Annotated in this window: 22 protein-coding genes; 5 read left to right on the forward strand and 17 right to left on the reverse strand. The window is 43.0% G+C overall.

Going from position 1 to position 26750, the window contains the following annotated elements; translation table 11 throughout:
• Positions 1 to 143: 143 nt before the first annotated feature.
• The 6 genes from VXQ11_RS13045 to VXQ11_RS13070 all read right to left on the reverse strand — a co-directional run bounded on the left by VXQ11_RS13045 (position 144) and on the right by VXQ11_RS13070 (position 6058).
• Positions 144 to 917, reverse strand: a complete 774-nt coding sequence (locus tag VXQ11_RS13045) for a M48 family metallopeptidase (RefSeq protein ID WP_064096639.1) — start codon at positions 915 to 917, stop codon at positions 144 to 146.
• Between the two features lie 112 nt (positions 918 to 1029).
• Entirely contained in the window at positions 1030 to 1338 is a 309-nt protein-coding gene (locus VXQ11_RS13050; protein ID WP_416682102.1) for a hypothetical protein, read from the reverse strand.
• Between the two features lie 153 nt (positions 1339 to 1491).
• The gene (locus VXQ11_RS13055) at positions 1492 to 2811 is read right to left on the reverse strand and encodes an adenylosuccinate synthase (RefSeq protein WP_064096637.1); all 1320 of its coding nucleotides are present in this window, start codon (positions 2809 to 2811) and stop codon (positions 1492 to 1494) included.
• Positions 2812 to 2881: 70 nt separating this feature from the next.
• Positions 2882 to 4048, reverse strand: a complete 1167-nt coding sequence (locus tag VXQ11_RS13060; protein ID WP_416706228.1) for an ATP phosphoribosyltransferase regulatory subunit — start codon at positions 4046 to 4048, stop codon at positions 2882 to 2884.
• A 483-nt stretch (positions 4049 to 4531) separates the two neighbouring features.
• Complete coding sequence (locus VXQ11_RS13065; RefSeq protein ID WP_064096635.1) at positions 4532 to 4843, reverse strand: hypothetical protein; 312 nt, start codon at positions 4841 to 4843, stop codon at positions 4532 to 4534.
• Positions 4844 to 5035: 192 nt separating this feature from the next.
• On the reverse strand, positions 5036 to 6058 hold the full coding sequence (locus tag VXQ11_RS13070; protein WP_416706229.1) for a type I glyceraldehyde-3-phosphate dehydrogenase: 1023 nt from the start codon (positions 6056 to 6058) through the stop codon (positions 5036 to 5038).
• Positions 6059 to 6447: 389 nt separating this feature from the next.
• Between VXQ11_RS13070 and alaS the strand changes: the two genes are divergently transcribed.
• The 3 genes from alaS (at position 6448) to csrA (ending at position 10992) form a co-directional block, all read left to right on the forward strand.
• A complete protein-coding gene (gene alaS, locus VXQ11_RS13075) occupies positions 6448 to 9141 on the forward strand; it encodes an alanine--tRNA ligase (RefSeq protein ID WP_416706230.1) in 2694 nt (897 codons plus the stop codon).
• Positions 9142 to 9205: 64 nt separating this feature from the next.
• Complete coding sequence (locus VXQ11_RS13080; protein ID WP_144725025.1) at positions 9206 to 10486, forward strand: aspartate kinase; 1281 nt, start codon at positions 9206 to 9208, stop codon at positions 10484 to 10486.
• Positions 10487 to 10737: 251 nt separating this feature from the next.
• Complete coding sequence (gene csrA / locus VXQ11_RS13085) at positions 10738 to 10992, forward strand: carbon storage regulator CsrA (protein WP_064096631.1); 255 nt, start codon at positions 10738 to 10740, stop codon at positions 10990 to 10992.
• A gap of 94 nt (positions 10993 to 11086) precedes the next feature.
• Here csrA and rnhB read toward each other — a convergent pair whose 3' ends face one another.
• Positions 11087 to 11710 (reverse strand): ribonuclease HII, encoded by a 624-nt coding sequence (gene rnhB, locus VXQ11_RS13090; RefSeq protein ID WP_416706245.1) that lies wholly within the window; start codon positions 11708 to 11710, stop codon positions 11087 to 11089.
• A gap of 22 nt (positions 11711 to 11732) precedes the next feature.
• Positions 11733 to 12104: a hypothetical protein gene (locus VXQ11_RS13095; protein WP_416706231.1), complete on the reverse strand. Its 372-nt coding sequence runs from the start codon at positions 12102 to 12104 to the stop codon at positions 11733 to 11735.
• 216 nt (positions 12105 to 12320) lie between these two features.
• Here VXQ11_RS13095 and VXQ11_RS13100 point away from each other — a divergent pair, with 216 nt between their 5' ends.
• Entirely contained in the window at positions 12321 to 12884 is a 564-nt protein-coding gene (locus VXQ11_RS13100) for a cytochrome b (RefSeq protein ID WP_416706232.1), read from the forward strand.
• Positions 12885 to 12927: 43 nt separating this feature from the next.
• Here the strand turns inward: VXQ11_RS13100 and VXQ11_RS13105 are convergent, their stop codons facing one another.
• The 4 genes from VXQ11_RS13105 to yaaA form a co-directional block, all read right to left on the reverse strand.
• A complete protein-coding gene (locus VXQ11_RS13105; RefSeq protein WP_081408795.1) occupies positions 12928 to 13281 on the reverse strand; it encodes a hypothetical protein in 354 nt (117 codons plus the stop codon).
• 45 nt (positions 13282 to 13326) lie between these two features.
• Positions 13327 to 14328 carry an adenosine deaminase gene (locus VXQ11_RS13110; protein ID WP_144725156.1) on the reverse strand — a complete coding sequence of 334 codons (1002 nt, stop codon included), beginning with the start codon at positions 14326 to 14328 and terminating at the stop codon, positions 13327 to 13329.
• Positions 14329 to 14405: 77 nt separating this feature from the next.
• On the reverse strand, positions 14406 to 15728 hold the full coding sequence (locus VXQ11_RS13115) for an NCS2 family permease (protein ID WP_144725154.1): 1323 nt from the start codon (positions 15726 to 15728) through the stop codon (positions 14406 to 14408).
• Between the two features lie 1199 nt (positions 15729 to 16927).
• Entirely contained in the window at positions 16928 to 17710 is a 783-nt protein-coding gene (gene yaaA / locus VXQ11_RS13120; protein ID WP_416706233.1) for a peroxide stress protein YaaA, read from the reverse strand.
• A gap of 123 nt (positions 17711 to 17833) precedes the next feature.
• On the opposite strand from yaaA, the gene VXQ11_RS13125 reads away from it, so the two are divergent.
• Positions 17834 to 18466 (forward strand): alpha/beta hydrolase, encoded by a 633-nt coding sequence (locus VXQ11_RS13125; protein WP_064096625.1) that lies wholly within the window; start codon positions 17834 to 17836, stop codon positions 18464 to 18466.
• A 30-nt stretch (positions 18467 to 18496) separates the two neighbouring features.
• Here the strand turns inward: VXQ11_RS13125 and VXQ11_RS13130 are convergent, their stop codons facing one another.
• The 5 genes from VXQ11_RS13130 to hisC all read right to left on the reverse strand — a co-directional run bounded on the left by VXQ11_RS13130 (position 18497) and on the right by hisC (position 26700).
• The gene (locus VXQ11_RS13130; RefSeq protein WP_416706246.1) at positions 18497 to 19030 is read right to left on the reverse strand and encodes a GNAT family N-acetyltransferase; all 534 of its coding nucleotides are present in this window, start codon (positions 19028 to 19030) and stop codon (positions 18497 to 18499) included.
• Positions 19031 to 19181: 151 nt separating this feature from the next.
• A complete protein-coding gene (locus VXQ11_RS13135; RefSeq protein WP_416706234.1) occupies positions 19182 to 22025 on the reverse strand; it encodes an autotransporter domain-containing protein in 2844 nt (947 codons plus the stop codon).
• An 871-nt stretch (positions 22026 to 22896) separates the two neighbouring features.
• Entirely contained in the window at positions 22897 to 23259 is a 363-nt protein-coding gene (locus VXQ11_RS13140; protein WP_064096623.1) for a hypothetical protein, read from the reverse strand.
• A 99-nt stretch (positions 23260 to 23358) separates the two neighbouring features.
• Positions 23359 to 25605: a bifunctional prephenate dehydrogenase/3-phosphoshikimate 1-carboxyvinyltransferase gene (locus VXQ11_RS13145; protein WP_416706235.1), complete on the reverse strand. Its 2247-nt coding sequence runs from the start codon at positions 25603 to 25605 to the stop codon at positions 23359 to 23361.
• A gap of 3 nt (positions 25606 to 25608) precedes the next feature.
• Positions 25609 to 26700 carry a histidinol-phosphate transaminase gene (gene hisC / locus VXQ11_RS13150; protein ID WP_064101843.1) on the reverse strand — a complete coding sequence of 364 codons (1092 nt, stop codon included), beginning with the start codon at positions 26698 to 26700 and terminating at the stop codon, positions 25609 to 25611.
• Between the last annotated feature and the right edge of the window lie 50 nt (positions 26701 to 26750).

The raw sequence follows: 26750 nt of genomic DNA on the forward strand, positions 1-26750 counted from the left end.
CAAAGTGCAAACTTTGCCCTTTTTTGTTGCCAAGAAAAATAACTCAAACAATGTCCATCAAAAAATGAGCCATAAAAAAGGCAGGATCAATACCCTGCCCTTTTAATCCCATCAAGATCTTCTTTCAAAGAATAATCATTGGATTATTTGTTTTGGTTATAAATCTGCATTGCTGCTGGCAACTGCTGACGCATCTGTCCAATACGCTGGCTATTCGATGGATGCGTAGACAGGAAAGCGACTCCGCCGCCACCTTCTAATTTATTCATTTTTTCCCACAGGGTAATGGCTGCATTCGGGTTATAGCCTGCACGCGCCATCAGCATCAAACCGCCCTGGTCAGCACGACTTTCCAGATTACGCGAGTACGGCAAACCAATCCCGATCTGACTACCCAGCTGTGCAGCTGCAGCGCCGCCCTGACCTACACCTGCTGCACTCAGGCCAATTCCCAAGGCCAGGTCAGTGAGGGCCTGCGCGCCGATTTTCTGCTTAGAGTGCTCTTCTAAGGCATGTACCATTTCATGACCCATAATTGCTGCAATTTCAGCATCAGTCAGATTCAGTTTATTCACAATACCAGTGTAGAATACGACTTTACCACCCGGGGCAACAAAGGCATTGACCTGGTCAGATTTAAGTACAGCCAGTTGCCACTGGAATGGCGTACCGGTTTGATTCATTTGGTTAGCAATCGGCTTCAAGCGATTAAACACGGTATTAATACGTTTATATGTGGCTGAACTGGTATCCAGCTGACCTTTATTGCGCGCATCATTCACCATGGCATTATAGCTTTGGCTGGCAGATGCATTTAAAGTCGCAGTATCCGCCCCGGCAATATCGGCAATGGTAGTACAACCCGACAATGTCACCACTGTGGCAGTGGCCATACTTAATAAAAGTTTATTCTTCATTATAATTAACTCTACCTTAGCTCAAGCTTAATTTACATTGTAAAAATTATAAGGGAAAGCATGCAGTAGCTAAACGTATAATTACTCCATCTTCTTATAAATTATGTAATTTTTAAGCCAAGTACTGTATCGCTAACCAGTAAATCAGACAAATAATATTTAAGCCCAGATACCCCTGACTGAGAGGTTTTATTTTCTGTTCAAGTATTTCATCTTTACGTTTGAAATATAAAAAAGCATTTTGCAGCAAGATAACAGGCACTAGGATACAGGCAATAATGACGCTGAGACCAATGAGTACAGTATAAATAATCTCAGGATTTTGGGTTTGCGCACGAATAATCATCATGGCAATTGTTGGTGCCCCGCCCATCGCGAATAATAATGAATAAAACATGGTCGCCGATATATTTTTTTGCATCCTGATACTCATTTTTCTTTCTTTATATATCGATATGTTAAAGCACATCATGCCTGATTACCGATGCAACTTTAGTCTTGAAATAGCTACATAATTTCAACCTATAAAAAAACCCATCCGAAGATGGGTTTTTTTATTGAAGCTTAAAACAAATTAAGCATCGAATGGATGGCGAAGAATGATAGTTTCTTCACGGTCTGGACCCGTTGAAATGATGTCGATTGGACATTCAATCAATTGCTCAAGACGTTTTACATAGTTCAATGCAGCTTGTGGCAACTGATCCAGTGATTTCGCACCAAAAGTTGACTCAGACCAGCCTGGCATAGTTTCGTAAATCGGTTTTAAAGTTTCGAATGCAAGCGCATCAGAAGAACCCACACAACCAGAATCTGCAGCTTCATAGCCTACACAGATTTTCACTTCTTCCAAACCGTCAAGAACGTCAAGTTTAGTCAGGCAAATACCAGAAAGTGAGTTTACATCGACTGAACGGCGTAGAATTTCAGCATCGAACCAGCCACAACGACGTTGACGGCCAGTAGAGGCACCAAATTCATTACCAATCGTACCGAGGTGTTTACCAATCGCATCACCTGTGTCATTTGCAGCGTCATACACCAGCTCGGTTGGGAATGGACCTGCACCTACACGCGTTGTATACGCTTTGGTAATACCCAGTACATAGTCAAGGTGCAAAGGACCCAGACCTGAACCAGAGCTTACGCCACCAGCAGTTGTATTCGAAGAAGTTACATACGGATATGTACCGTGGTCAACGTCAAGAAGTGAACCTTGCGCGCCTTCGAACATGATGTTGTCACCGTTTTTACGGTAGTTATGCAATTCAGTAGTTACGTCCACAACCAGTGGAGCAACAACCTTACGCCATTCGTCACACAGTGCCAGCACATCTTCCAGTTTAACTGCTTCAACACCGTAGTATTGAGTTAACTGGAAGTTATGGTAGTCCAGTAGTTCAGTCAGCTGGGCTGTAAGATGTTCACCACCACGTACCAGGTCAGCAACACGTACTGCACGACGTGCCACTTTATCTTCGTATGCAGGACCGATACCACGACCTGTCGTACCAATCTTCGCATTACCACGTTTTTTCTCACGCGCCTGATCAAGTGCGATGTGGTTTGGCAGGATAAGTGGACAGTTTGGAGAAATGCGTAAACGTTCTTTAACAGGAACGCCTTCTTTTTCAAGAATGTCCATCTCTTTGATGAGCGCTTCAGGAGAAAGAACCACACCGTTACCAATTAAGCACAATACGTTTTCACGTAAAATACCTGATGGAATGAGGTGTAAGACAGTTTTCTTACCACCAACCACAAGAGTGTGACCTGCGTTATGTCCGCCTTGATAACGAACTACCGCTGCCGCTTGATCTGTGAGCAGGTCGACGATTTTACCTTTACCTTCGTCGCCCCATTGGGTACCAAGTACCACAACATTCTTGCCCATAATAGCCTCATTACATCATGCTGTTAAAGTTGAAAGCCCCACTCAGTGACATGAACACTGAGCCAAGCAATTAAATCGTTTTGACTGTCCACTCGCCATCTACACTCACCAGCTGGTGCGTCGCATATGGTACAGAGCTTAAATCATCATTACCCAGTAACTGAATTATACTCAAGCCTTGTGCACGGAGGTTCTGAATCGCCTTCAGAAGTTCTGCATCGCTGCCTTTAGGTGCAACGACCACCTGTATCGTATCAAACTGGCCTGCACTTAAAGCATATAAGTCACACGAGAAACCGGTTGCAGGACGGGCACGCCCAAAATGCTCACCAATGCCATCATAACGGCCACCTTGTGCCAGTGCAGCTGCACGGTTCGGCGCATACACGGCATACATCAGACCAGTATGATAATGGTACGAACGCAATTCAACTACATCAATCCCAATACTCAAGTTTGGCCAACGGGTCTGAACTTCATCCCTAGTGATTTGTAGTACATCAAAAGCTTGCTTGAATGCAGGATTTGCCAGCACTTCAGCGCTTAGATTTGCTTGCAATGCATCCAGGTCACTGGCATAGCGCCCAAGTGCATAAAAATCCTGACCAAATTTCAGCTCTGCCGTGAATTCTGCTAATTCCGGTAAAGCCTTGCGTTGGTATAAATCAGATAATTGCTGTTCAGCAACTTTGTTCAATCCTGCTTGAGCCACCAGACTGCGGAATAAACCGACATGACCTAAGTCCAGATGAATACCATCTGCCTGGCCTGCCTCCTGAATCAGACTGATCATCAAGTCGACCATTTCAACATCGGCATCGATGCTGTCTGAACCAAATAGCTCTGCACCCAACTGTAGTGGCGCACGCGAGGTATTAAAACCGCGAGGTTTGGTATGCAAGACAGTTCCTGCATAACAGTAACGTGCAACACCTTCCACTGGATGTACATGCGCATCAATACGAGCCACTTGTGGTGTCATATCGGCACGCACACCAAGTAAACGACCAGAAAGCTGATCGATCACCTTAAAAGTGGCTAAGTCTAAATCTTGATTCGATTCTGAGAGAGAAGATAGAGATTCGATGTATTCAATGAATGGCGTGTACACCAGCTGATAACCTCGAGATGCAAGGAAATCCAGTGATTTACGGCGCAGGCTTTCAATGACTTGCGCTTGTTCTGGTAATACATCAGCTACACCATCAGGTAATAACCATGTCTCTGAAATGGGCATGTTGTAAACCTAAATTCTTGTCAGCGCGGAACGAATCCGCATAAAAAAATCGGGAGCACACCCGATTTCTCCTAGTCTAGCACGATAGTTTTGGCTGTGCATCGCAAATTTTATAATTTTCGCCACCTGATGAAAGGATCAACAATTGTGTCAACTATCAGCATTTTATTGCATCTTAAAAACACAAAACCCAGCATTAAATCAAGGATAGTCCCATCATAATTTTTACCGTTTACACTGAGATTTCAGTTTTATCCTGTGACGGCAGAGAATTTGAGTTAAATAATGCATCTGGAACTTATTATCAGAATCCAGATATGCTCATCCGCGTCTGAAAAACAATCGCGCGTAATCAAATGAGAATTGGGTCTATCAGCTGTGCCAGTACTTGACTTTATCCCCTCCATTTCACAGTTTATGCAAAATGGTTTTATCTGGCTGAATGCTCTCTATAGTCTGGTACTGCCTCCTTTCAAAAGATCTCTAAAGGGGGTGGGATGATTTCTGGGGATCAACCACTTTAGTCAGTAAACTGACCAGCTCCGCATTTTGCAACTCAACCTGCTGAAGCTTTGTTGTGGTCTGATCCAGTACTTCCTGCTGGACATGCATTTTTTTGGCCAGATCCTGCATAATTTCCAGAGTCTTTTTTAAGTTTTCTTCAAGATGCGCGACTTTTTCTTCAACTGGCACACCTTGCTCGGTACGTGGCTCATCATTCTGATTAAACTGCAGCCAGATCAGAAAAATCACCGCCAAAGTCAGCAGTATAATAAAACCCCAAACCATCATCATGTGCTTGCTCTTATTTCATTTTATTGTTTTTATCTTAACGAAAAATACTGCAGATAATCTAACTAATTCAGCTTCAAATACTGATTTTCGATCAATTACAGCCAAATTCTCCTAAAAATTGGCTGGCAAAATATTCTGGACATGAAAAAAGCACCTTATCTTCGGTGCTTTAGAGATTTAAATAACTCGAACTTAATGAAATGATTCACATAAATCTAATAAACGGTTGGCATAGCCCCATTCATTATCATACCAGGCAAAAACTTTAGCTTGGTGTCCGACCACCAGCGTCTGAGTCAAATCCACAATCAGTGAATATGGAGAATGATTAAAATCACTGGATACCAAAGGCTCATCTGTTACCGCCATGATTTCTGCAAAGTCCTGCCGGGCAGCCTTGATCAGAACTTCATTCAGCTTGTGATCGGTAATCGGTAACTGAGAAACAAAGGTCAAATCAATTGCAGCGACATTAATAGTCGGCACCCGAATCGAATAACCATCGATACGGTCTTCCATTTTCGGCATTACCCGCTTTAAGGCACCCAGTGCGCTCGAAGTTGTAGGAATGATGTTATGGCCCGAGGCACGTGCACGACGCAAATCACGATGTGCATGATCCAGCACCGATTGATCCGCCGTAACAGCATGGATTTCGGTCATCAGGGCACTATTGATACCAAATGCATCATCGACAATTTTGACCAGTGGTACCAAAGCCTGTGTAGTACAAGAAACACTGGAAATGATCTGATCCGATGCTTTGACTTCATGATGATTGACACCATAGACAATCGCAGCATCCACCGTATCAAAAGGTGCGGCACCGATAATCACACGTTTCGCCCCTGCCTGAATATGCTGGGTCGCGGCTTCACGGGAACGGAACAGCCCGGTACATTCCAGCACCACATCTACAGCCAGATTTTGCCAAGGCAGTTTTGCCGGCTCGGCTTCACACAAAACCTGTACTTTTAAAGCGGCATCTTTATAGCTGATATGCAGATAAATATGTTCAGCATCATAGCTAAGATCTACCTGCCCTGAAAAACGGCCATGGGTTGAGTCATATTTAAACAGATGAATCAGGGTTTCAACATCGGCAATATCGTTAATGGCTACGATTTCAAAGTTAAAATCTTTCGGATTTTCAAACCATGCACGTAGTACATTCCGTCCAATACGCCCAAATCCATTGATTGCCACTCGTTGCATGACTCAACCTTTAATATGCCTATTTTAGAACTCTTCTATGTTAAAGGATTTCTTGCGCCGTACATTAAAAAACTTCAGTGAAAATACTGATTTTCGATTATTTTCTTTCTGATAGATCAGGTTCTCTCTGCATCATTTAAAATTCCAGTTATTTTTCAAGAGATGAATTTATCGGAATTTTGCCCTTAGAAAGATTCAATTTAACTATTTAGCAAAAAACCTAAGCACATAAATCCTTAGCAATTGGTTTTAAAATGATTGGTGCATACTGCTTTTTCCGTTATAATTTGGCGTTTTAAATTTTTAAGCCCCACATTGCAGCAGAGCTTTTGTATGCTTGTCAGACTGTGGTGTTTTTGCCAAATCGGAAATTATGGAGTGACTTGGTTGTGAGTACTCGTTTTATGACATCAGCTGAAATTCGTGAAGCATTTTTGCGTTACTTTGAATCGCAAGGGCATACACGTGTCGCGTCGAGTTCTCTAGTACCCGCCAATGACCCAACTTTGCTGTTCACCAATGCGGGTATGAACCAGTTTAAAGATTGCTTCTTAGGTCTAGAAAAACGCGATTATGTCCGTGCCGTATCATCACAGAAATGCGTACGCGCAGGTGGTAAACACAACGACTTGGACAATGTGGGTTATACCGCCCGTCATCATACTTTCTTTGAAATGCTGGGTAACTTCTCGTTTGGTGACTACTTCAAGCGTGATGCGATCAAATTTGCCTGGGAATTCTTAACGAGCGATGAATGGTTAGCACTACCTAAAGATAAACTCTATGCCACTGTGTACCACACTGATGACGAAGCATTTGATATCTGGAACAAAGAAATCGGTCTAGATGCCAGCCGTATTATCCGCATTGGCGACAACAAAGGCGGTCAATACGCATCAGACAACTTCTGGGCAATGGGCGATACCGGTCCTTGCGGTCCTTGTTCTGAAATTTTCTTTGACCACGGTGATCATATCTGGGGTGGCCTGCCAGGCACGCCTGAAGAAGACGGTGACCGCTTCATCGAAATCTGGAACAACGTTTTCATGCAGTTTAACCGTACTGCAGATGGTGTGTTACACCCTCTTCCAGCGCCTTCTGTGGATACAGGTATGGGGTTGGAGCGTATTTCTGCTGTTCTTCAGCACGTTAACTCAAATTATGAAATCGACCTGTTCCAGCACTTGTTAAAAGCGGCTGCTGAAATCATCGGTTTAGACACTTCTGAACTTGAAGCGAAAGCACAAGCTGAAGGCAAGCCCGTAGATTATCCTGCATCTTTAAAAGTGGTTGCCGACCATGCACGTTCATGCTGCTTCCTGATTGCTGACGGTGTAAACCCTTCTAACGAAGGTCGTGGTTATGTATTGCGTCGTATCATCCGTCGTGCAGTTCGTCACGGTAATAAACTGGGTGCGACAGGTTCATTCTTCTATAAGATGTTACAGCCTTTGATTGAAGTAATGGGCGAAGCATATCCTGAACTGGAAGCCAACAAAGCACGCATCGAAGCACAACTTCTGAAAGAAGAAGAACAGTTTGCCAAAACACTTGAGCAAGGTTTGAAATTGCTTGAAGGCGAACTGGCAAACCTGAAAGGTTCTGTGATTCCGGGTGAAGTGGTATTTAAACTTTACGACACTTATGGTTTCCCGACTGACTTAACCGCTGACATCGCACGTGAACGTGATTTAACGATTGATGAAGCTGGTTTCGAAACTGAAATGGCCGCACAACGTCAACGCGCTCGTGATGCAGGCAAATTCGCAATCGACTATAACTCTGTTGTGAAAGTTGAAGGTGAAACTCAGTTTGAAGGTTACGATGCAACTGCGGGTGAAGGTCAAATCATCGCAATCTATAAAGATGGCGAGCAAGTTGACGAAGTGGTTGAAGGCGACGAAGCACTGATCGTATTGAACCAGACTCCTTTCTATGCAGAAAGCGGTGGTCAAATCGGTGATACAGGACTCTTCAAAAACGATACTGGTATTTTCGAAGTTCAAGATACCAAGAAATCTGGTGGCGCGTTTGTACACCAAGGTATCGTGACCATGGGTAACCTGAAAGTTACTCAAAATGTAGAAGCAACAGTAAAAGCAGATATCCGTGCAGCAACTGCGCGCAACCATTCTGCGACTCACCTTTTGCACGCTGCCCTTCGTCAAATCCTGGGTGCACACGTCCAGCAAAAAGGCTCATTGGTTGCATCTGACATTTTACGTTTCGACTTTGCCAATGACCAACCGGTGACTTTTGAGCAGCTTCAAGAAATTGAACGTCTAGTCAATGCTGAAGTCATTGCCAACTCTGAAGTAACGACTGAACTGCTAGACATCGAATCTGCGAAAGCCAAAGGCGCGATGATGCTGTTCGGCGAAAAATACGGTGACGAAGTTCGCGTACTTACTATGGGTTCAGTGATTGATGAGAAAAATTTCTCAATCGAACTGTGTGGCGGTATCCATGTGAAGCGCACTGGCGACATCGGCCTGTTCAAGATTACCTCTGAAGGTGGTGTCGCAGCAGGTGTACGTCGTATTGAAGCTGTGACGGGCACCAAAGCAGTTGAAGTTGCTCAAAAAGCGGATCGTGATATCAACACTATTAATAGCCTGTTAAAAGCTCAAAAAGATCAAACGATTGAGAAAGTTGAAGCGCTGGTTGATACAGCATCAAGCTTGCAAAAACAGATTGAACAACTCAATCAAAAATTAGCAAGCCTGCAAGCTGGTGAACTTTTAGGTCAGGTTCAAGAAATTGCAGGTCGTCAAACACTCATCACGACTGTTCACGGTATGGATGCGAAAGCACTGCGTAACCTGCATGATGGCGTGAAATCAAAATTAGAAAATGCAGTCATTGTTCTTGCAGGTGTAGAGGGTGACAAGGTGAGCTTGATCGCATCTGTTGCAAAAGACTTTACTGCTTCTATTAAAGCAGGTGACATCATCAAACACTTGGCAACTGAGCTCGGTGGTAAAGGTGGTGGTAAACCTGACTTGGCACAAGGTGGCGCACCACTTAACGAGAAGTTTGCTTCAGTGATGGCTGATTTACCAGCTTGGCTTGCAGCAAAATAAAAACTTCATTTTGTGTAACTGACCCTGATAGGAATATCAGGGTCATGGTTTATATGGAACAACTATGGCATTAATCGTTCAAAAATATGGCGGTACCTCTATGGGTACTCCAGAGCGCATTTTAAATGTTGCTCGTCGTGTAAAGCGCTGGCATGACCACGGCCACAAGGTAGTGGTGGTTGTATCGGCAATGAGTGGCGAGACCAATCGTCTGCTCGCTTTAGCGAAAGCCATTACCGAAACCCCTGATCCGCGTGAACTAGACCAAATGGTTTCTACGGGTGAACAGGTAACGATTTCCATGCTTGCAATGGCGTTGAATTCGATCGGGGTTGAAGCTAAATCTTTGACTGGACGCCAGGTTGGCATTAAGACTGACAGCGCATTTACCAAAGCCCGTATCGAGTCGATTGATACTGACGTATTGACTAAAAATCTGGACGCGGGTCGTGTAATTGTAGTTGCCGGCTTCCAGGGCTTTGATGCTGAAGGCAACACAACAACTTTAGGTCGTGGCGGTTCTGATACTTCAGGTGTGGCACTGGCTGCTGCACTCAAAGCTGACGAATGCCAAATCTATACTGACGTTGATGGCGTATATACCACTGACCCTCGCGTTGCACCAAAAGCGAAAAAAGTCGACCGTATTTCGTTTGAAGAAATGCTGGAAATGGCATCACTTGGTTCAAAAGTTCTACAAATTCGCTCTGTTGAATTTGCGGGTAAATACCAAGTACCTTTACGCGTACTTTCAAGCTTTGACAATGACAATGATGGCGCGTTTGACGAAGAATTTAAAAACAACGTTGGCACACTTATTACGACTGAATTGGAAGACAACATGGAACAGCCAATTATCTCTGGTATCGCGTTTAACCGTGACGAAGCTAAACTGACTATCCTAGGTGTGCCTGACATTCCAGGTATTGCATCTAAAATCTTAGCACCGATTGGCGCTGCGAATATCGAAGTCGATATGATCATCCAAAACGTAGAAGAAGATGGTACGACTGACTTCACATTCACTGTAAACCGTGGCGAACTTGCAAAAGCAAAAGCAATTCTTGAAGCAACCGCTAAAGAAATTGGCGCACGTGAAGTTGCGACTCGTGATGACATCGTAAAAGTATCGATCGTAGGTGTAGGCATGCGTTCTCATGCAGGTGTAGCGAGCAAAATGTTCACCGCCCTAGCTGACGAAGGTATTAACATCCTGATGATCTCGACTTCTGAAATCAAGATTTCAGTCATCATTGAAGAGAATTATCTTGAACTTGCTGTACGTTCATTGCATACCGCATTTGGTCTAGACCGCGAACAAGGCGAATCTAGCGCACGCGCTTAAGCGAAAAAAACAAAATATTGTCATTGTTTGACACTATTTTATAAAACTCTACAAAAATGCAGAGCCGCTATAGTTTTTTTTATAGTGGCTCTGTTATATTAAGCATGAGGATTTTTAACCAACTGAGATAGATTAAAGTCTTTCATTCAGGTGACAGAATTTCTATCCAGATATTATTTTATAATTTTTGGTTGTGCTTTTTATTTTACATTCAATAGATTGCAGGTTTTGCATTTTGCAAGGAGAAAAACATGCTGATTCTGACTCGACGCGTCGGGGAAACTTTAATGATTGGTGACCAAGTCAGCGTGACTGTACTTGGTGTAAAAGGTAATCAGGTTCGTATTGGGGTGAATGCTCCTAAAGAAGTCTCTGTGCACCGTGAAGAGATATACCAGCGTATCCAGCATGAACGCGCAATGCATGAACATCTTCAACATATCGATCAAGATTACCAGCCTTCTTTTGAAGATGATAATCAGACACAAAATAACTTTAACCGTTAATTTTTGTGTAAATCATAAAGCGGCTTTTTTAGCCGCTTTAAATTTCTCTGTATTCTATATAAGCACTCTAAATAATTAAAAAATTTAATAAAGTCTAAAGTTTTACCTCTTGCTGCAATGTTGCAAGCACTTTTTTTACCGGTCCAAAACTGCGGCGATGCTCATCAATAACACCGTGCAGGGCAATCGCTTCAAAATGCGCCTTGGTCGGATAACCTTTATGCTTGGCAAAACCAAATTGCGGATGCTTCTGATCCATCTCGATCATCTGGTGATCTCGGGTTACTTTAGCCAGAATACTGGCTGCTGAAATTTCAGCATGCAGCGCATCACCCCCAACTACAGCATCACAGCTCATCGCAAGGCCCTGTGGAACCTTGTTGCCATCGACCAGTACATGCTCAGGCTGAACTGGCAAAGCTTCCACAGCGCGACGCATCGCCAGCAAAGAGGCCTGTAAAATATTATGCTCATCAATCTCTGCTGCAGAAGCCTCAGCAATGGCCCATGCCAGGGCTTTTTCCCGAATTTCGATAAAAAGCTTTTCACGCTTCTTTTCAGTAAGCTTTTTAGAATCATTTAAACCCTCAATCGGGTTGTTCGGATCCAAAATAACTGCCGCAGCGACAACCGAACCCACTAATGGCCCACGCCCTGCTTCATCTACACCAGCAATTTTCATGTCTTTCTTCCATAAAAAATAGGCTGAACCGGTCAGCCTATTTCAATTTAATCTTGGCTTAGTTTATAGCTTCAGCTACACAAGCGTTAATGGTTTTTGCCACCACATTACCGACAATCGTCGCACGTGCTGTGGGATCAATTGCTGCAGTTGCCAGATCTACCGCTGTTACATTCTGTGGTGCTTTTTCACTGACACAGCCACAAATTTCAGTCTGGATATCCTGTTTTTGTGTTGTAGTCATGAGACGTGTTGCTGTTTGCCATGCCGGAATATTATTCAGCTCAGTCGTACATTTTGCATTGATCGCGATTTTAAGCGCAGCCCCACCCAGTTGCTGAGTCGTGGTTTGGGTCTCAGGACTGCCTGTTGTTGCACAAGCCGATAAAATCAAAGCAATTGGAGCCAGTGCAATCAATAATTTTTTCACAGATTGTTCCTTGTTTATTCATATATAAAGCGTGACGCTATTGTGCCGAAATTCACCTGAATAAGAAATCTAAAAATCATCCTGAATGTTTAATCTGCACCCAGCCATTTCAATGGATGTTGCATGAAAGCCACCATAGCGTTGCAGATTTGGAATTGCCGAGCTGATTCGCCCTTTGCTAAGGTGCATCCATCTTTGAGAGCCACAGAAAATCACATGGAAAAAGTACAATATTACACACGCACGGCGCAATGGCTGCACTGGATCATGGCGATTATCTTTATTGGGGCGTGGCTGATTGGTTTTTATAGCGGGAATTTTTTAAGTTATGAGGTCGATGGCAGCTTTAAAGGCGATGTCATCACCCTGCATAAAAATATCGCCACCACCATTATTTTCTTGCTGGTTGTACGAATTTTCTGGCGCTACACCCATCCTGCCCCTGAACTACCTGATACTATGTCATCCCGGGTGAAAACTTTAGCACATGCAGGTCATCTGGCTTTGTATTTCATGCTGATTGCCCTACCCGTCACCGGCTGTTTATATAGCTGGAGTCTGGGCTACCCAGTACCGGTACTGTATTTATTTAAGCTTCCGGCACTGATTACAGAAAATCCGGCTGTGACCGCCATCGCAAAACCTCTGCATATCTGGCTTTCCTGGGCAGTGGGACTCCTTTTAACCGGACATATTGCCGCAGCACTGAAACATCATTTTATCGATAAGGATCACGTACTCACCAGCATGATGCGACAATCTAAATCGTCTAAAAAATAAACTGCAAAACTACATTCAATCAGCTTTCATTGCAAAGCTGATTTTATTTCAAGAACTCGGTCATGCAGCCTTTCAGACTGTTTGCAATTGCTTGTTGAGTAAGCTTTGACTTTACTTCTTCATCCAGAGTTGCTTTAAGCAAAGTGCTGGCTGGAATATCTTTAAGCGCATGCTCACCCACACAGGAACACACATTCTGTTCAAGTTCAGCTTTATTTTTATCCTGCATAAAATAAGTCGAGGCGGTCCAGAATTTAGATGCTTTCAGCTCTTTTCCACATTGGTATTCAATCACGGGTTTTAAGGTACGTTGTGTCAAAGTCATATCCGCATTTGAGCAGGCAGATATCAACACGCTACTGATGAGTAGAATTACATGTTTCAATTTCATATCCATCTATAAAAACAAAGGCAGAGCGTACCCTGCCTTTTATTTGAAAACTTAAACCAGGGCACGGATCTGGTTGATCCATTGTTCTTTATCGGCCTCGGTAATAAAAGAGGCTTCAAATGAGTTAATGGCCAACTGCTTGATTTCCTCATTGCTTAAGTCCAGCGCTTCAGCAATGGCAATAAAATTGTCATTCATATAACCACCAAAATAGGATGGATCATCTGAATTGACCGTAACATGCACGCCCTGCTGCAAGAGGCGATGGATATTATGCTGCTGCATGTCATCCACGACGCAAAGTTTCAGGTTTGACAACGGACAAACCGTCAATGGCATCTTTTCTGCAATCAGGCGTTGCATTAATTCAGAATCTTCTTCCGAACGAACTCCATGATCGATACGATTGACTTTGAGCAAATCCAGCGCCTCCCAGACATAGGCTGCCGGGCCTTCTTCTCCTGCATGCGCAACCACTAAGAAGCCTTCTTCTCGTGCTTTAGCAAAAACACGTTCAAACTTTGACGGTGGATGCCCGACTTCACTTGAATCCAGACCGACCGCAATGATCTGGTCTTTATAAGGCAAGGCCTGTTCCAGTGTTACAAATGCAGCATCTTCACTTAAATGACGCAAGAAACACATAATCAGATGTGAACTGATACCCAGTTTAGTTTTGGCATCATCACAGGCTTTTTGCAAGCCGTTGATCACGGTTGCAAAAGCAACGCCACGATCAGTATGAGTTTGTGGATCAAAGAACATTTCAGTATGCACGACCCGGTCTTCAGCACATTTTTCAAAATACGCCCATGCCAGATCATAAAAATCCTGTTCATGAATCAGTACAGCAGCACCGGCATAATAAATATCTAGGAAGGACTGAAGATTATGAAAGTTATACGCCTGTTTAACTTCCTCGACAGATTTATACGGGATGGCAATCTGATTACGCTGAGCGATTGCAAACATTAACTCAGGCTCAAAGGTACCTTCAATATGCACATGAAGTTCTGCTTTTGGCAAAGCTCGAATCAACTCAAGACGGTTCATCATTTCTCCTCGTGAAACCCTTAAATAATAAAAAAAGGGTGCAAACTGAGTCTACACCCTTTCCAAATCCAGAAAAATTAGCCGCCAAATAGTGCGAATTTAAGCGTCCATAGTACTGCAATAATCCAAACCATATACGGCACAGTTGCTGCTTTACCAGTCAGCAACTTGATCAATGCATAGCTAATAAAGCCCATTGCTATACCATCCGCAATCGAATAGGTAAATGGCATAAATACAATGGTTAAAAATGCAGGAACTGCTTCTGTAATATCTTCCCAGTCAATATGTACGATGCCTTGAATCATTAAGACACCAACAAATAACAACGCTGGGGCTGTTGCAAAGCTTGGTACAGACTGTGCCAATGGCGCAAGGAACAAACAGGCAACAAACAGGATACCGACTACTACAGCGGTTAGACCTGTACGCCCACCAGCTGCTACACCTGCAGAAGATTCAATGTATGGTGTCGTCGATGAAGTCCCTAGAGCTGCACCTGCAACAATTGCAGTAGAGTCAGCAAAAAGTGCTTTTTTCAAACGTGGCAGTTTGCCATCTTTTAACAAACCTGCACGGTGCGAAACACCTACGAGTGTACCGGTGGAATCAAATAGATCGACCAGGAAGAAGACAAAAATCACGCCAATTAAACTGGCAGTGAACAGACCTTCAAAATTCATTTGCATGAATGTTGGAGCAAGTGATGGAATTGCACCCACTACACCCTGAAATTCATTATAACCTAGTGCAGTTGCAATAGCCGTCACCACCAGAATACTAATGATAATGGCACCGCGGACTTTGAACTGGTGCATCACAACCACAAGCAAAAAGCCTAAAAGTGCCAGTAATACCGAGGGTTGTTTCAGATCGCCCAAGCCGACTAAAGTAGCCGGATTATCCACAATAATACCGGCATTTTTTAACGCAACCAGCGCCAGGAATAATCCAATACCTCCCCCAATCGCGAGCTTTAGCGACATCGGAATAGCATTGACAATAGCCTCACGTATTTTGAACATGCTGATCGCAATAAAAACCAGACCTGACACAAAAACTGCGCCTAATGCGGTTTGCCAAGGCACTCCCATTCCCAAACATACAGAATAGGTAAAGAAGGCATTCAAGCCCATACCTGGTGCTAGGGCAATTGGATAATTCGCAATCAAACCCATGACCAAACAGCCAATTGCTGCTGCAAGACAAGTGGCAACAAAGACAGCCCCATGATCCATCCCCGTTTCGGACAAAATCATTGGATTGACAATAATGATGTAACACATCGTTAAGAACGTGGTTACACCTGCCAGAACTTCTGTACGGAAACTGGTTTTGTTTTCACTCAGTTTGAACAGACGTTCAAGCATACTTTCTGAAGATGGATTAGGAGTCGTCATGACCTAGCCCCTATTGAGTAAACTTTATGCTTTAAGCATGCTGTCAAATAAATGAAATTTTATAAAAAAATTCATCAATTTTAAGGATGTGTTAGCAACGAATATGCCAGCATAGCCATTTGACGGGTTAAAATGTTGGAACAGCTTACAGCCCACCCAGGGCTATGCTATAAAAACCCAAAAAATCTAAACAAAAAAGCTGCATAATTTTTATGCAGCTTAATTTCAAGATTTAAATCAAATGGTTAACAAGATGATATCTGCTTCATCTTGATTGTGGGCAAATTATAACACACTGATTTCTTATTGCTTCTTAGATTTTTACACTTTATTAGAAATTAATATATTCTAAGCGAATACTTCAAAAATTCATTATATTTATTATTAATTTAATTTTATTATTTTATTTAAATTTTAAACCCTGAAGATAAGTAAGCTGGATTAATGCCGATGCCGGTTGGATTCCAATAATTTGTTTGAATCACGCCCTTCACTCAAGACATGACGGATCTTTTCATATTTCCTTATTTCTGAATGTTTATGGACGCAAAATCCCAATAAACTGATTATTAAGGCAAAGACAGGAATAGCATATATTTTCATTCTTATTATGCCGCTTTGTAACATTATGAAATTATGCTAACAAAAAACATAACAAACTTGTGACATACTTTACATTTAACCCGATGAAAGGCAGTTTTCAAGCCTTAAACCAATACTTTTCTGAGTTTTTATTTACTATTACTTAATTAACTTGTAATTCTTTTTTTTAAACTGTTTTTTTATAATGCACTTTCAAGTCAACAATAAGTATCTGTAGTTAAAAGTTTTTTTAATTAATTTAGAAAAATAATTTTGAAGTAGGACTATTCTGATAAATGAAATATCACGCATTTCATGAAGAGTATTTTGCATAATTTCATAGGGTTTTCCCCAAAGACCTCATCTTTATTTTTTGAGAAAAAAACGTTAAATAAATGATATTTTTCGAGTTATTTAGATGTGTGTAGCGACAATTTTATTCTTGGGAAACTCTGCAGGCTATTCTTGAAAGCTCAATGGTGCTTTTCGCTAATTCTGTGCATCTGTCCTTTATCTGCCTCACAAAGTCAAATCATTAAAGATTATACATGTACCTTATAATAGAGCTCTCATATCCAGCATATTTGTACTCATGCTGGATATGGGAAATCGTTTATTTATGCACTCAGTTGTTCATCGCGCTTAAACACCAGTTCTTCCTTGATTGAACTGTCTGCATCGAAGTAATAACCATCGATATTAAAAGCTTTTAGCCCTTCAATCCGATCAATTTTATTTTCAATTATAAAACGTGCCATGAGGCCGCGTGCTTTTTTAGCATAAAAACTAATCACTTTATATTTGCCATTTTTCTGATCTAGAAATACCGGCTTGATAATATTTGCCTGAATTTTTCGCTCGTTAACCGATTTATAATATTCATCTGACGCGATATTGACCAGAATTTCAGACTTTGCTGCTGCCAAGTCTTGATTAATCAGATCAGTGATATGATGAGCCCAGAAATCATATAAGTTATGCCCCCGGATATTGGCCAATTTAGTACCCATTTCCAGGCGGTAAGGCATCATCAGATCCAGGGGACGCAAGAGCCCATATAGACCGGACAGCATCCGCAAATGGTCTTGTGCATAATGCAGATCTTCATTCTTCAAATTATAAGCATCAAGACCTGTATAGACATCGCCTTTGAATGCAAAAATCGCCTGACGGGCATTGGCCAAATTAAAATCTGGCTGCCAGTCATTAAAACGTGCAGCATTTAAACTGGCAATTTTTTCACTGACACTCATTAAGCTTGAAATTTCTGATGCAGAAAGTGTGCGACAAACTTTAATCAAATCCTGCGAATGCTGTAATAATCTCGCTTGAGTAAATTGGTCAGTTGGTAGGGGGGTATTGTAATCAAGAGTTTTAGCTGGAGAAATTAAAGCGAGCATGGCAACCTGGTCAAAAAATGATTAATCAAACTATATCAGTAGACTTATTTTAATTCCAATTCATGTTTTTATTCACCATAATCGTTAAAATGCGAAATTCTCCTGTTAATCATCGGTTTTTATATGTCCGAGCAAATTTTTCTTCAAGGACCTGCAGGTCAGATTGAAGTTTTTGTGGATTATCCTCAGGGTGAAGTGAAAGGATTCGCGGTAGTTTGTCACCCTCATCCATTGCAAGGTGGAACACCACAACACAAGGTTCCGGTTTTACTGGCACAAATGTATCTGGAACGTGATTGTATTGTATATCGTCCAAGTTTCCGTGGTTCTGGTCAAAGTGAAGGTATACACGACGAGGGCTTCGGTGAGACTGATGATGTATTGGAAGTCATCCGGTTCGCCCGTACTCAACATATTGCCCTGCCTTTTTATGCAGGCGGTTTTAGTTTTGGTGCGCATGTTATGGCGAAGAGCTACGCAGCTTTGCCAATAGAACTACAACCGAAGCAAACCATTTTATGTGGACTACCGACCGCTACTGTTGCCGGTATTCGCCATTATATTACACCGGCAATTAAAGGCGACATTCTGTTCATTCATGGGGAAGCCGATGAAGTAACTTTGCTGTCAGATATGATTGAATGGGCAAAACCACAGCGTCATCTAGTGACCGTATTACCTGGTGCCAACCATTTCTTTACCGGCTACTTAAAGCAATTGCGAATTGCAATGACCCGGTACTTAGCGCTTGGCTGAATAAAAAAACCCATCATCTGATGGGTTTTTTTATTCAGAGACAAAATTTTCTGCAAGAATTGCATAAATCACTGCCCGATATTTGGGCTTATCCAGATAACTGGTAATTTTTCCGCGCAAGCGCTCTGCAATTTTCCGGCTCGCCCAGTTTTCTTCGGCTACTTGATAGCTTAAGCCTTTAATATCTAATGTATTGAAAGCATATTCTACAATACAACGCACTGCCTCGTGTCCATAATGATAACCATGCGCAGTTTCACGGATCCAAATTCCAACTTCAGGTATTTCGTCATGAAGTCGATGTAAACCACACAGTCCGATAAATTCTTGTGTTTCTAGATGACGGATCACAAATATATATTCTTTATGATCGGTCATATTTTCCAGCCAGTTTTGCCAGATTGCTGCAAAGCCCTGTTCAGATTCAGGTACATCCCACGCCATAAAACGTGTCAGACTCGGTGTGATCGAAGCATAAGCTTCTACGGCATCAACCGGTTTAAAATAATTCAGGATCAGACGTTCACTTTCGAGTTGAGGGCGAATTTTATTAGAGTGATACATAGGAATGAACTTATTGACCATATCAGTGCCACCTTGAAAACGACTCATAACAGTATAAAATTCGTATAAATAAAAGCAGCTTAAGATCCTTTATCATTATTAATCCTGTAGGAGCTAAAACTCCTTAAATAGTATATTTTTTATTCACCTTTTAAAAACTGTACTTCAAACCAAGCTGCAAATAGTAGTCACCAGAATCCAGAGCATTGCCATTGGCATCTCCAAAGATGTTCCAGTTCTGACCACTTTGATAATTAAAGCCTATACCATACAACAGATAGTCTTTATCAAAGCTCGGTGGTGTGAACAGGACATTGCGAGTGCTATCCACATTCATTGACAACGCAACCTTGTCATAATCACGGCTAAATGCATTGGCATATTCACCATAACCAGTCAGCACCACATTTGGAGTAAGCTGATAATCCAGTCGCACCCCGACATGAGCTTTGGTTTCAGCGACAGTCACATCACTGACCGCAACACCCAACACATTTGCTTCTTTCACCCTGTCGAGATCAACAGTGTTGTAGCTCAGTGCCAGATAAGGACTTACACTCAATTGCTCGGTGAAGTAATCATAACCGATCTCGCCATATACACCGTATTTGCTCAGATCAGCTTTTGATCGGGAATCTACAGATACCACAGCATCGGTCAGCACACGCTTAAACTCCACATCACCCCAACCAAACTGCATCTTACCCGCAACATACAGATTGTCAGCAGCTTGCCATTTCAGGTAGGCCCCCAGGTTAGTGACATCAGCATCAGCAGATGCTTTGGTTTGCTCAAAATCAGACTTGTCCTGATACTCGCTTATATAAGCGCCTACCGCCAAGTCATCCCGAACCATCGTATCCGCGCCCACACTCAGCACACTGACATGAGATTCAACATCATCCCAACCGTTTGCAGAATTCTGGTTGTTCAGGTAACTGGCATTCGCCCAAACCCCGCCTTGTCCCGCATACAACAACTGATGTGAACGCTGTGCAATCTGAGCATTCACCAGTGAATCATTGCGTAGCAGTACAGATGGAGTTTCAACAAATACCGCACCTGAATTGGAATTCAGGATTGCCTGAGCCGCTTCACGGCTTTGAACAGACTGGATTGTTCCCACATACTTGGTCAGATCAGTCACCTGACCATTTAAGGCCTGGGTATTGGCCTTGTCCATCAGGTCATTTAAAAGCTCGCCCGATACCACAGAGATACCACTTGATACCGCACCCGCAGCAACCGCGTTGGCATAATCCACATCAACCGTCACCTTGTTGGCATGATGCTCCAAGCCTGACACTGCAAGGAATGGGGAAACCGATTTATACTGCTCAAATGTGCCAGTAACCTTGTTGGCAGTTAAAACGGTATGCTCGCCTTTGGTCAAGATGTCACGACTGGCAGCAGACACGTCAAGCGAACCCGCCAGTGCAGCATTACCTTTAATAGTGAGGTAGTGATGCAGATCATAGTTCAAGACACCTGATGCGTTTTGGGTATAGTTGCCGTTTACTGTCAGACGGCCATCGGCAGTCGTTACCTTACCGCCGTTGACCACTGACCCTACTATACCATTCCCCGAAAGTACACCTGCCTTAGTGACACTTACTGGACTGGTGATTGAACCTGTAACACGCAGCTTGCCATTTTCGACACTGGTTGAACCCTGGTAAGTATTTGCGCCTGACAGAACCAGAATGCCATTGCCTTTTTTGGTCAAGCCTGCATTACCCCCAATATTGTTGGAAAAGACACTGGTGCCGATCACATTGGCATCGAAAGTATTACCAAACTCTTTGCTGAATAACTTAATCCCTTTCAACGAGCCCTCAAGGTCTAAACGCCCCCATCCAGTAGTGCTGTTATAAAGCTTGTTCTCACCTGAACCATCATCCAGATAATCAGCATTGGTCAGCAATACTTGACGTACCTGATCAGCATTCAGCCAGGGATATTTAGACCATACCAATGCTGCAGCTGTAGTCACTTGAGGCGCTGCAGCTGAAGTTCCTGAAAAATACACCAACCCTTGCAGTTTATTGCTATACAGCGGGCCGAACCTGAAATCCGCAGCCAAACACCAGCGAGCAGAATCTCCGCAGGCATTCGCCCCCTTACCATCAGCATTACGGAAAATTTTTTGACCTGTTTCATCTAGACCCGTCACACTTATCACACCTTTTTCAACAGCTTCATTGCCCACTGGAAGTAATGATTCAACCGAGGGATTGGCAAACCCGTCATTCCCTGTAGCAAACACCACCAGAGCATCTCCCTTGACCAATTCGGCAGTGTAATCAAGCAGACGCTGCTTATAATCACCAGATGCAAACATCGTTGCAAAAGAAGCATTAAATAACTTCACAGCATATTTTTTATTCAGGTCATTCATGGCCTGAAGATGACCTGCAGTTGTTGCATATCCCAATTCACGATCGGCAGACTGGATACCATATATTTGTGAAATATCTTTTGCCAGCCCTTCTGTCATGGCTTTTTCCATAAAATTAGATTGATCCGGAATCTTGCCCGCTATGATTTGAGCAACCAATGTCCCATGCAGACTAGGGCTTGTGTCTTGTACAGAAATGCCGGCTGTCGTTAAATCTTCAACCGTAAAAGTACCCGCCTGATAATCATTAATGTATTTTAATACTTTCTCAACAGAATCCTGCAAATAAGTATTTTTCTGGACACCCGTATCCGCTACACCAATTGCGATCTTATTATTACCTTTCGCAATATCAACAACATCAAACTTGGATTTATCATAAGTGTAAGATGTTGGTGTTGGTGTTGGTGTTGGTGTTGGTGTTGGTGTTGGTGTTGGTGTTGGTGTTGGTGTTGGTGTTGCACCATTTCCATTATCTAGATCATTGTCAAGTGGCTGAGAAGTTACATTGGGCAAAGATTTAGATCCACCACATCCAGTTAGTATGAGGCTAACGACGGCGAATGCAAGAGCCGTTGGAACTGTTTTGATGTACATACTTACGCCTATTATTATATTTATTATGGTCTTATAGATTGATGAGAGTATGTCGAAATTTGCTGCCTAAAAATGAAGATAAAGTAGAATTTAGTCTCCAGACTTCTTTCCTTCTCCGCAAAGTTTTATCTATTACTCACAGGTCAACATTACGCAAAGCTAAAAACTATTTTTTATAATTTTGATATTTAGTTCGAACCTAATTTAAGAATTTTTATTGGGTTATTTTCTACTAAATTCGACTTCACCGCCTTTGACTGGGTTTACCAAAAATATTTTGAAAAATCAGACTCTCTGATCAAAAAATTTAATCGAAAATTTAAGTTTAGTAAGTGAGTAAATATATTTAAATTGTTAATGAATGAAACTGGTCTTGAGTAAAACCATACTCTTCTCAGCCATACGTGGCACATCAAGATATGATAACAATTAAGATTCAAGCAATTTCGCAGTGGATAGCTCGAAATAGTACTAAATACACATAGCAAATCAGTCACATAAAAACCATTGGGGCTCTGTGATTAATGAAGGTAAAATTTGCGGGATCTGAGGTGATTGACTTAATCACTCGAACTTGGCTGGAACGAAGGTATTGTATATGGATAAAAGCCAGGATTTAGAATCACCCAAAGAAGAATAGAGGAGAACCAAACTCAAGTTGATATTTCCAAAAAACATCATTCAAAATCCCACGATACACGTGTGAACTGGCACTGATGGAAGGTCAGTCACTTAGCTGAAAATATATGTGCATGGATGAAATAACCTTGCAGTATTGCAATATAAGCTAACAAGCTAGAGTAGAACTTTTGAAGTTCATATGCTCCAGCTTGTACTTTGTCTGATGGCTATTAGGAAATATTAACAGTTCCTAATTCTTCCATTCAAACTCACTAAAACTCTCCTGTTTTTTAAGCGATGCTTCAACAGCCTGTGCCAGCTGGTTTAACAAGCTTTGCTCGGTAATCCGATCCAGCCAGTCCTGTTCTTCATCCGGATATGAAGCAATTTCACAGACCAGATGGCCCTGTTCATCTCTGGTTTCACAACTTACCGATAATGGCAGCTCATGCTCATCTACGCTTACTGCCACTTGTGCACCACTTTGACTTAAGGTCTGAAAACCGTATTTACCTAATTCCTCAGCAAGTAAATGTGCTACGTATTCCTGAGTTTCTTGACCATCCCGTGGTTGCTGGCTTTGGGTATTGGCCATGAATTTTAATTTTCGCATCGCTACTTCCAAATGGCTTTTTTCTTATATGGGTTTAGCATAAGCAATATAAACAAAACAGCCAAGCAAAAGCTTGGCTGTTTCACATAAATTTAAGAATTATTCTGTGACTTCAATCGTCAGACCGGCCTGTGAAGTCAGTTCAGTAAAGGTTGGAAAGCTCGTCGCTACTGTTTCCGTTCCCACAATACGAATTTCTTCAGAATTACGTAAGCCTGCGATTGAGAAACTCATGGCAATTCGGTGATCATGATGTGACTCGATTTCACCACCGCTAAAGATTGGTGACCAGTCACCTGCTTTACCTTTACCTTCAATGATGATGCCATCTTCTGTTGGTGTACAATCAATGCCCATGGTTTTCAGGCCATCAGCCATCACCTGAATCCGGTCAGATTCTTTGACACGCAGTTCAGCCGCGCCGGTCAGAATGGTTTGACCTTCCGCACATGCAGCGGCAATGAACAGTGCCGGGAATTCATCAATCGCCAATGGCACCTGATCTTCCGGCATATGAATGCCTTTTAAGGTACGTGTACCGCGAATACGAATTTCTGCAATCGGTTCACCACCTGCAATACGCTCGTTTTCAACCGTAATATCCGCACCCATCTGTTTCAGGATTTCGATCACACCGGTACGGGTGGGGTTGATACCTACAGCTTCTAAAGTCACATCCGAGTTTTCGGTAATCGCAGCCCCAACCATAAAGAAAGCAGCAGATGAAATATCAGATGGAACCTGAATATTGGTACCGACTAACTTACCGCCACCTTGCAGTGAAATACGGTTACCTTCAGTTTTCACGTCATAACCAAAAGCACGTAACATGCGTTCGGTATGGTCACGGGTGGGTTCAGGCTCGGTCACTGAAGTTTCACCCTCAGCCCAAAGACCTGCCAGCAGAATACCTGATTTCACCTGGGCAGAAGCCATTGGCAAATCGTACTGGATTCCTTTCAGGTTTTGATTTCCAGTAATCGATACCGGTGGCGTACCGCGTTCACCCGTAGTCTGAATCTGTGCACCCATTTCACGTAAAGGCTTAGCAATCCGTTCCATGGGACGCTTGGACAATGAAGCATCACCGGTCATGACTGAGTCAAATTTCTGCGCTGCCAGCATGCCAGACAGCAAACGCATCGAAGTGCCCGAGTTACCCATATATAGCGCAGATTGTGGTGCTTTCAGGCCATGCATACCTACACCGTGAATGGTCACTTCACCATTTTTAGGACCTTCAATACTCACCCCCATATCACGGAAAGCTTGCAGAGTCGCTAAAGCATCTTCACCTTCAAGGAAACCGGTGACATGCGTAGTGCCTTCAGCAATCGCACCAAACATGATGGAACGGTGTGACACAGATTTGTCACCTGGCACGGTAAATTTGCCCTGGAATTTCTTGGCACCCGGCTGAATGGTAAATTGTTGTGTCACGTTATTTTTCTCCATGAAAGGTTTCTTGGCGAGCATATGGTTGAAATGCTGGCGTGCTGCCTGTGCATGTCCCAGTAAGCCCATCAATGCTTGGGAATCTTCATCTTCAATCAGCTTGCGGATAATTGCCAGCTGGGCCTCAAAGCCATCCACGGCATTGAGAATTGCTTTTTTGTTGGCAAAAAAGATGTCATGCCACATTTGTGGATCACTGGCCGCAATACGCGAAAAGTCACGAAAGCCACCGGCAGCATAACGAAAAATATCCAGATTATCTTCGCGCTTGGCCAGTTGTTCGACCAGGTTAAACGCCATCAAGTGCGGAAGATGACTGGTATGGGCCAGCACTTCATCGTGCTTTTCTACATCCATACAGATCACTTCCGCTTTTGCTGCCTGCCACAGTTGAATCAGTTTATCGACTGCCCATGCTGCACTGGTCGGTAATGGTGTCAAAATCACCTTGTGATTGGCGAACAGATCGACCTTACCGGCATGCACCCCGGTATGCTCGGCACCCGCAATCGGATGTCCAGGTACAAAACCTGCTGGTAATGCTTCACCAAATACAGCCTTGGCTGCATCCACCACATTACCTTTGGTACTACCGACATCCGTAATAATAGTACCTTCAGCCAGATGTGGCTTGATGGTTTCCAATACCTTTTGCGTAGCACGTACCGGCAAAGCCAGGACAATCAGATCTGCACCTTTGACCGCTTCCACAGGATCTGCATAACCTTGGGAAATTAATCCCAAGGCTTTGGCATCTTCCAGCGTTTTTTGTGAGCGTGTCGATGCCACGATGTCATTGGCTAAATGCTCGGCCTTAATCACACGTGCCAGACTTGAACCAATCAGCCCAAGTCCGATGAAGGCAACTTTTTCAAACAGTGGCTGCGACATAACTTAAGCTTTCGCCTCTAAGCCGAGTACTTTGCCAAGTGCAGCAAGGAATTTGGCATTTTCAGCTTCAGTACCAATTGATACGCGCAGATGGTTCGGAATACCCACTGGACGAACAATTACGCCTTCTTTCAGCAATTTGTTAAATGTTTCTGCTGGATCAGCCTGTACATCGACCAGAATAAAGTTGGCACGGGATGGTACATAGTTCAGACCCAGAGCTTTAAAGCCCGCTTCAAGCTGTGCCATACCTGCCTTGTTCACTTCACGAGATTTCTCGATGAATGCTTCATCTTTCAGCGCAGCAACTGCAGCTACCATTGCTAAATGGTTAACATTAAATGGCTGACGGATACGGTTCAGGTAATCCGTTACTTCAACAGACGACAATGCGAAGCCAACGCGCAGTGCAGCCAGACCATAACACTTAGATAATGTACGGCTGACAATCAGGTTTGGATACTGCTTCAGGAATTTGAGGCTGTTAAAGTTTTCCGGGAAATATTCCACATAAGCTTCATCCAGCACCACGATGACATTGGCCGGTACTTTCTGCATGAAAGCTTCAAATTCAGCTTCTTCGAACCAGGTGCCTGTCGGATTATTCGGATTGGCAATGAAGATCAGCTTGGTATTGTCTTTTATTGCTGCAGCCATGGCTTCCAGGTCATGCGAGAAGCCTTTTGCTGGTACTTCAATCGCTTCGGCATGGATTGCTTGCGTTACCAATGCATATACAGCGAATGCATGCTGGCTGTAAATCACGGAATCTTTTTCAGAAACGAATGCGCGGGCAAACATTTCCAGCAAGTCATTTGAACCATTGCCCAAAGTAATCTGGTCATGATTAAAACCAAACTGAGCCTTGATCTGGTCTTTCAGAATAAAACCACCACCGTCAGGATAACGGCCAATTTCCGCCAGTTCGGCAGCAACTGCTTCCTTGACTTTATCTGAACAGCCCAACGGGTTTTCATTTGAAGCCAGTTTCACGATATCAGTGATGCCCAACTCACGCTCAAGTTCACTGATCGGTTTACCTGGTTGATATGGTCTTAATTTAGAGATGCCTGGATTGGCTGGGACAAACGACATTTTATACTTCCGATTTACAGATGAAACAGCGATCAGCACCCTCGCACTGA

The organism is Acinetobacter sp. 197, from assembly GCF_048148385.1.
Lineage (GTDB): Bacteria > Pseudomonadota > Gammaproteobacteria > Pseudomonadales > Moraxellaceae > Acinetobacter > Acinetobacter pecorum.